Annotated in this window: 7 protein-coding genes and 1 pseudogene; 4 read left to right on the top strand and 4 right to left on the bottom strand. The window is 72.4% G+C overall.

Going from position 1 to position 6,680, the window contains the following annotated elements; all coding sequences use genetic code 11:
- Positions 1-962, top strand: a 962-nt coding sequence (locus VF665_RS08100) for a hypothetical protein (protein WP_331052905.1), incomplete at its 5' end; no start/stop codon positions are given.
- An 85-nt stretch (positions 963-1,047) separates the two neighbouring features.
- On the opposite strand, the gene VF665_RS08095 is transcribed toward VF665_RS08100, so the two are convergent.
- From VF665_RS08095 to VF665_RS08085, 3 genes are read right to left on the bottom strand one after another with little or no spacing between them, the layout of a single operon-like run.
- Positions 1,048-1,290 carry a hypothetical protein gene (locus VF665_RS08095; RefSeq protein WP_331052904.1) on the bottom strand — a complete coding sequence of 81 codons (243 nt, stop codon included), beginning with the start codon at positions 1,288-1,290 and terminating at the stop codon, positions 1,048-1,050.
- On the bottom strand, positions 1,287-2,465 hold the full coding sequence (locus VF665_RS08090) for a DUF3616 domain-containing protein (RefSeq protein ID WP_331052903.1): 1,179 nt from the start codon (positions 2,463-2,465) through the stop codon (positions 1,287-1,289). Before VF665_RS08090 ends, VF665_RS08095 begins: the two co-directional genes overlap by 4 nt.
- 11 nt (positions 2,466-2,476) lie before the next feature.
- Positions 2,477-3,205 (bottom strand): hypothetical protein, encoded by a 729-nt coding sequence (locus VF665_RS08085; protein WP_331052902.1) that lies wholly within the window; start codon positions 3,203-3,205, stop codon positions 2,477-2,479.
- A 132-nt stretch (positions 3,206-3,337) separates the two neighbouring features.
- Between VF665_RS08085 and VF665_RS08080 the strand changes: the two genes are divergently transcribed.
- From VF665_RS08080 to VF665_RS08070, 3 genes are all read left to right on the top strand, one after another.
- Positions 3,338-4,027 (top strand): HD domain-containing protein, encoded by a 690-nt coding sequence (locus tag VF665_RS08080; protein WP_331052901.1) that lies wholly within the window; start codon positions 3,338-3,340, stop codon positions 4,025-4,027.
- On the top strand, positions 4,024-4,872 hold the full coding sequence (locus tag VF665_RS08075; RefSeq protein ID WP_331052900.1) for an SDR family oxidoreductase: 849 nt from the start codon (positions 4,024-4,026) through the stop codon (positions 4,870-4,872). The genes VF665_RS08080 and VF665_RS08075 overlap by 4 nt, the downstream gene beginning before the upstream one ends.
- Positions 4,873-5,012: 140 nt before the next feature.
- Positions 5,013-6,149 carry an FAD-dependent monooxygenase gene (locus VF665_RS08070; protein ID WP_331052899.1) on the top strand — a complete coding sequence of 379 codons (1,137 nt, stop codon included), beginning with the start codon at positions 5,013-5,015 and terminating at the stop codon, positions 6,147-6,149.
- A gap of 136 nt (positions 6,150-6,285) precedes the next feature.
- Here VF665_RS08070 and VF665_RS08065 read toward each other — a convergent pair.
- Positions 6,286-6,680, bottom strand: a pseudogene (locus VF665_RS08065) (hypothetical protein); the annotation flags it as partial.

The following is a 6,680-nucleotide window of genomic DNA, read 5'->3' as shown; positions in this document are numbered from 1 at the left end:
TGTCCGAAGCCCGCTGGGCGCTCGCGCTGGCGGAGTCGCCCGCCTCACAACTGGGGTACGGCGAGGCGGGCGGGCTGCCGCACGGCATGTTCTACGAGGGATGGACGGCGCACCTGCGCGCCGGAACGCTGCATCTGGCCGGCGGGAACGCGGCCCGTGACTCCGTGTTCCGCGCCGCATGCGAACGGCTGGACGCGGCGTTCCGGAGCGGCGGCCCGTTCCTGGATTCCTATCCGGGAATGGCGTGGCCCGGCGACAACGCTGTGGGCGCTGCGACCCTCCGCTCGTGCGGCACGCTGCTGGACGCGCGCTACACCGCCGCCGCGCAGGCATGGCTGCGGTCCGCGCTCCGTCACGAGGACCCCGCCACGGGGCTGCTCCCGCACGACGCCGGACGGCCAGACCCGCGGGGCGAATCGGTGGCGCTCATGATCCGGTTCGTGTACGAGATCGATCCCGCCGTGGCGGCCGCGCAGTACGCCGGCATGGAGCGCACCTTTGCCACGCGCCTCGTGGGCCTTCTCCCAGTCGTCCGAGAGTTTCCGCGCGGCGTGGATGGTGAGGGCGACATCGACTCAGGCCCCGTGGTGCTCGGCGTGAGCGCGCCGGCCTCGGTGGTGGGGATCGCGGCCGCCCGGCTGACCGGGCACCCTCGCGCTGCGGCAGACCTGCGCGCCACGCCGGAGGTGCTGGGACTGCCCTGGCAGTGGCGCGGAAAACGATCGTACGCCTTCGGCGCGCTCCCCATCGGCGACGCCTTTCTGGCCTGGGCATCCGTGGTGCGGCCGTGGAACGTTCCCGCGGCGCCCTCCTCCGACGCCACGCCTTGGGCCGGGTGGCGGATAGTCTGGTGCGCCCTCTGGGGGCTGGTGCTGGTTGTCGCCATCGCGCGGATCATCCGCATGGTCCGGCGGCCCGCGGCGCCCAGCCTGCCGCGCCGCGCCGCGCCCGCGCGGACCTGAGATTCATCGATGCAGATCAGCCCCGCGCCTCGGAAAGGGCGCGGGGCTGATTGTTTTCGCATCCGGCGGGGCTCGATCGCCTGAATCAGGTCTGCAGGGGCACGTCGCCGGGCTCCGTCCACCCGGGCTTGCCGCGCAGCTCGGCGGCGAGCGGGGCCTGGCGGGTCGTCACCATCAGCACCGTCTGCTTGGCCTGGGTGACGAACATGTACTTGTGAAAGCCCGCGTCGTCGTTGGACACACCGCGCGACTGGAGCGCGGCCAGCGCGCGGTCTACTTCGGCGAGCGCGTCGCCGGGCTTGATCATGATGTGGAACGGCGCGCTCATGCCCCCTCCGAGGTTTCGCCGTCGCCGCTGGGCGCAAAGAACCGCGCGGCGATCCCCGCCAGCCGCCCGCGGCGCGGGAGGGAGAACACGTCGCCCAGCACGCCGGTGGCGTCGCGGCGGTGGGGCGCGGCGGAATCGTACATCACCAGCACGCAGTGCTCGGCGCCCTCCACGTCAAAGCGGCACATCCCCTCCGGATGGTCGGCGCCGCCCTGCACATCGTGCGGCAGTTCGGCAATGCGCTCCAGCTCCGCGCCGCGCACCACCCGGCCGCGCTCCGTGGCCAGCCCGTCGGTCCAGCGGAAGACGGCCGCCGGCGCCCGCACGCCCATCGTGGGCCCGGCCAGCACCAGCAGGTCGTCGCCGTCCGCAGCCAGTTCGCGGATGCCGAGACCGTCCAGATCCAGGAAGTGCTTGCGGTAGCGCCCCCCGTCCTCCTCCACCGGCGCCAGCCGCAGCCGCCCCTCGCGTCTGGCGTCCCGCGGCAGAAGCTCCAGCACCACCGCCCAGCCTCGCAGCACCGGCCCGCGCAGCCCCAGGTACACGCGGCCGTCGCGCACCTCCAGCCCCTCGATGTCGAAGCCGTTGTCCTTGCCGGGCAGGTGCATGAACGGACCCACGTGCTCGTCGCGGCGCAGCGCGCGCAGGAGTGCGCTGCGGGTGCCGCGCCCCTTGACCCGCGCGGCCGTGATCGTGCGCACGGGGTCGCGCGGGTCCGCGCACGAGCGGCGGGGAACGAGGCCGCCGCCGTCCGCGTCCTCCTCCAGCGGAATGCGGGCGAGCAGGTAGCGGTTCTTTTCCACCTTGATCTTCGCCAGCGCCCTGGCGCCCTCGTCATCCGCCATGTCGTGCTTGATCTTGCCGCGCTTTCGCCCGTGCGAGCCCGTGACCCACAGGTAGGGCGGGTCCCACGCGAAGCCCTCGATGTCCACCTCGCCATCCTCCCCGCCGGCCAGGTCCAGCAGCTCCGAAAGCGGATAGGTGCGGTGCTCGCCAAAGCGCCCGCCGCCCAGGTCCGTCACCCGCTCCAGCGACGCCGTCTCGTCGCTTCCCAGGAACAGGTGGCGCCCCACCCGCACCACGGCGGACAGGCTCATGCGGGCCTCTTCGCCCTCCTTGCCGGTGCCGGGAGGCGCGTCGAGGGCGATGTGAATGGTGGACGCAGGCTTGGGCATGGGCGTGCGGGTCAGCGGGAGGTGCGGTGCGTGGCGGACGCCGCGGCGCGCCGAACAATGCGCATGCGGCCGTCCTGGGACTCGTACCGCAGCAGCGTACGCGATTCCCGGTCCAGCCAGTACGTGCCCGCGTACCCCGATCCGCGCACCTCCACCCGCCACGCGCTCCGCGTTCCGGCGGCGAACGCCACCTCCTCTGTTCCCGCCACCCGCGCGGTGGCGGCCGTAGCCACCTGGTCGCGCGAGTCCCACACCGGCAGCACGGCTTCGTATCCGGCCGCCAGAGGAAGCGCGCCCAGCAGAAGGTCGAACGCCGATCCCAGGAACACCGGCGCGTTCAGGCGGCGCGACACACCCTTGTCGACACCGTCGTTCACGCGCACGCCGCGCGGGGTGAACTCCGTGCGCGTCCACACGCCGCCGTACTCCACACGCTGCACCGGGGCGAGCGTGGCGCGCTCCACGGTCATGCTGTCGGTGCCCAGCAGCGAGCGCCCGGACCGCAGCCGCTCCGTCCGGATGATCACCGGCACGCCGCCGCGCTCCACCAGCCGCGTGCTCAGCACCATCTGCAGGGGCACGGGCGAGGCCTGCATGGTGAGCTCCATCGTATGCTCGCTTTCGGTGACGTGATCGGTCCGCAGCACGGCCGAGCCCGGGCGCACGGTGTCGGCGGGGGTCTGGCCGGCAAGCGGCGCGGCGGTGGCGATCAGGAGCAAGGCGATCAGGGCGGTGCGCATGGCGAAATCTCTCGGGGAGGCGGGGTGCCCGTCAGTCTACGCGATGGGTACGCGGGTTGAAAGCGGCCGCTTCTTCCGCGCGCGTGGGCGGCGGGCCAGATTGGGCTGCTGACCTTAACGGACCGGGAGCGGATGAGCGAGCGCGAACCCATCCTGCGGCGCACCGAGGCGTACGTGCGCGAGCAGATGAGCGGCGAGGGAACGGGGCACGACTGGTGGCACGTGGACCGGGTGCGGCGGATGGCGCTGCGCCTGGCCCGGGACGAAGCCGCGGACCCGTACGTGGTGGAACTGGCGGCACTGCTGCACGATGTGGCGGATCACAAGTTCCACGGCGGCGACGAGACGGCCGGCCCCCGCGCCGCCCGCGCGTGGCTGGCGCAGGCGGGGGCGGACGCGGACACGACGGAGCACGTGGCCGACATCATCGCGCGGCTCTCGTTCAAGGGCGCCGGCGTGGCCACACCCATGAGCACGCCGGAAGGGGCGGTGGTTCAGGACGCGGACCGGCTGGACGCCATCGGCGCCATCGGCATCGCCCGCGCGTTCGCGTTCGGGGGCAGCCGCGGCCGCCCGCTGTACGATCCCGCGGACGCGCCGGAGATGCACGACTCGTTCGACAGCTACAAGTCCAGCACAGGCCACACCATCAACCACTTTCACGAGAAGCTGCTGCTGCTGCGGGACCGGATGAACACCCCCGGCGCGCGCCGCATCGCCGAGAGCCGGCACCGGTACATGGAGGAATTCCTGGCGCAGTTCGACCGCGAGTGGAACGCGGCCGACGCGGTGCCGTCCACGTCGCAAAAGGAATCGGAATGACGGACCGGAGCATGGAAGGGCGCGTGTGCGTGGTCACCGGCGCCACGGCGGGCATCGGGCAGGCGACCGCGGCCGGGCTGGCGGAGCGCGGCGCCACCGTTTTCCTGGTGGCGCGCAGCCGCGACAAGGCGCGCACCGTGGCGGAGGAGATCGTCCGCGCGACGGGCAACGACCGCGTGCGCACCGTGATCGCCGACCTGGCCGTCCAGGCGCAGGTGCGCGCGGTCGCGGACGAGATCGCCGGACTCTTTCCCGCCATCCACGTGCTCGTGAACAACGCCGGGATCTACACCCGGCGGCGGGAACTGACGGCGGACGGCATCGAGATGCAGCTTGCCGTCAACCATCTCGCCCCGTTCCTGCTCACGCATCTGCTGATGGACCGGCTGCGGGCGGGGGCGCCGGCGCGCGTGGTGAACGTGAGCAGCGAGGCGCACCGGCAGGGCCGCATCCGCTGGGACGACATCGGTCTGGAGGCGCGCTACGGCGGACTGCGGGCGTACGCGGGGACCAAGCTGATGAACATCCTCTTTACCCGCGAACTGGCGCGGCGGGTGGATGCTTCGGCGGTGACGGCGAATGCATTGCACCCGGGCGTGGTGGCGACGACGCTGCTGTTCAAGGGGTTCTGGCCCATCGGCTGGTTCAAGCGCTTTCTGCGCACGCCGACGCAGGGCGCGTCCACCTCGCTGTACCTGGCGACCTCGCCCGCGGTGGCCGGCGTCACGGGCGGGTACTTCAAGGATGAAAAGCAGATCCAGCCCAGCGCCGCCGCGCGCGACGACGAGGCGGCGCGCCGGCTGTGGGCGCTCAGCGAGCGGCTGACGGGGATCACGGCGGTCTGACCGAATCCGCCATCGTCGGTCGGGACATCTCCCACGCCGGGTGCGCCGCTTTCCCGATCCTGCGGCTGTTTGCCCCGCGCTATCGTCCGTCCACGGTCCCGGCCCGGGCACAGGGCGGCACACGTCGGCGGGGGATGAGGATGAGCGAAAAGGCGATCGTGGTGGGCGGCGGGATCGGCGGGCTGTCCGCCGCCATCGCGCTGCGGCAGGCGGGGGTGCCGGCGCAGGTGTATGAGCGCGCCCCCGCGCTGGGCGAGGTGGGCGCGGGGATCAGCCTGTGGCCCAATGCCACCCGCCAGCTTGCGCGCTGGGGTGTGCTGGACCGCGTGCTTCGGCACGGGCAGGTGATTGACCGGTGCGAGATGCGCGCGGCGGACGGCGCGCTGCTCAGCATCGTGCGCATGCCCGCCGCGGAGGTGCCCGGCGTGCTGATCCACCGCGCGGATCTGCATGCGGCGCTGCTGGATGCGCTTCCGCCGTGGGCCGTCTCCGTGGGCGCCTCGTTCTGCCGCATTCGGGAGGAAGATGACCGTGTCCAGGCGGACTTCGGCCCCGCGGGAAGGGCGGAAGGCACGCTGCTGGTGGGGGCGGACGGGCTGCGCTCCGCGGTGCGCGGGCTGCTGCTGGCGGACGGCGCGCCCGTGTACCGCGGATACGGAGTGTGGCGCGGAGTCACGGCGCCCGGCGCGGTGGAGTGGCCCGCGCTGACGGAAACGCTGGGGCGCGGCCAGCGCTTCGGCATCGTGCCCATCGGTGGGGGGCGGCACACCTGGTGGGCCTCGGCCAACGTGCCGGAGAACGAGGCGGATCCGGTGGAGGGGCGCCGGGAGCGGCTGCTGGAGCGCTTTCGCGGATGGCATTCGCCCATCCCGCAACTCATTGCCGCCACGCCGGATGGCGAGGTGCTGCGCAACGCAACGTACGATCGCCCGCCCGTCCGCCGCTGGGGCGCGGGGCGCGTGACGCTGCTGGGCGACGCTGCGCATCCCACCACGCCCAACCTGGGGCAGGGCGGGTGCATGGCCATCGAGGATGCCGCCGCGCTCGCCGCCGCCCTGGCCGGGGCGGATCAAATCCCCGCCGCGTTGCGCCGCTACGAGCGCAGCCGCTTTCGCCGGACGGCGTTCATCACGCGGCAGTCGCTCTGGTACGGGCAGTTCGCGCAGGCCGAGCACGCCGCCGCCATCGGCGTGCGCAACGCCATGTTCCGCCTCACGCCGCCGTCCATGACCGCCTTCGCCTTCCGCCGCCTCTTCAGCTACGACGCGGCCCGGTAAACACTTCGACGGACCAGAAAAGAGCCCGCGGCCACACCGGCCGCGGGCTCTTTCGCCTCTCGCCTCCCTGCCCTCCTCCGAACGCCCCTGCGGTTCCTATTCCCTATTCCCTATTCCCTGTTCCCTGCCGTTCCCGTCACGCGTGCAGCCCGAACACGCTCAGCAGAATCTCCGTCAAAATCAGCAGCACAACCACGACCTCCAGCAGTTCCGCGCGGGATGCGTGCGCCTCGCCGTTCAGCATCTCGTACGTTTCGCGAAAGATGGCGAGCTTGCGTTCGATGCCGCGCCGCCAAGCCGGACTGCGGAACAGCTCCAGCGCGGCCGCGTAGACGTCCGCCAGGTACACGTCGTCCGTCACCTTGAGGGCGTTTTCCGCGCGCTCCACCGTCTCCGTCACGTCCGCCACGCGCGTCTGCAGGTCCGCCAGCACCGGCTGAAAGCGCCGCGTGGGGATCGGAAGGCGGCGGCGCGCGGCGGCCACGCGGTCGTACATCGCGGGAAGCTCGGCATCCAGGAGCGCATCGTACA

This window comes from Longimicrobium sp. (assembly GCF_036387355.1).
Taxonomy (GTDB): domain Bacteria; phylum Gemmatimonadota; class Gemmatimonadetes; order Longimicrobiales; family Longimicrobiaceae; genus Longimicrobium.
The sequence above is the reverse complement of the archived record's forward strand: the minus strand, read 5'-3'. Positions and strand labels throughout refer to the sequence as shown.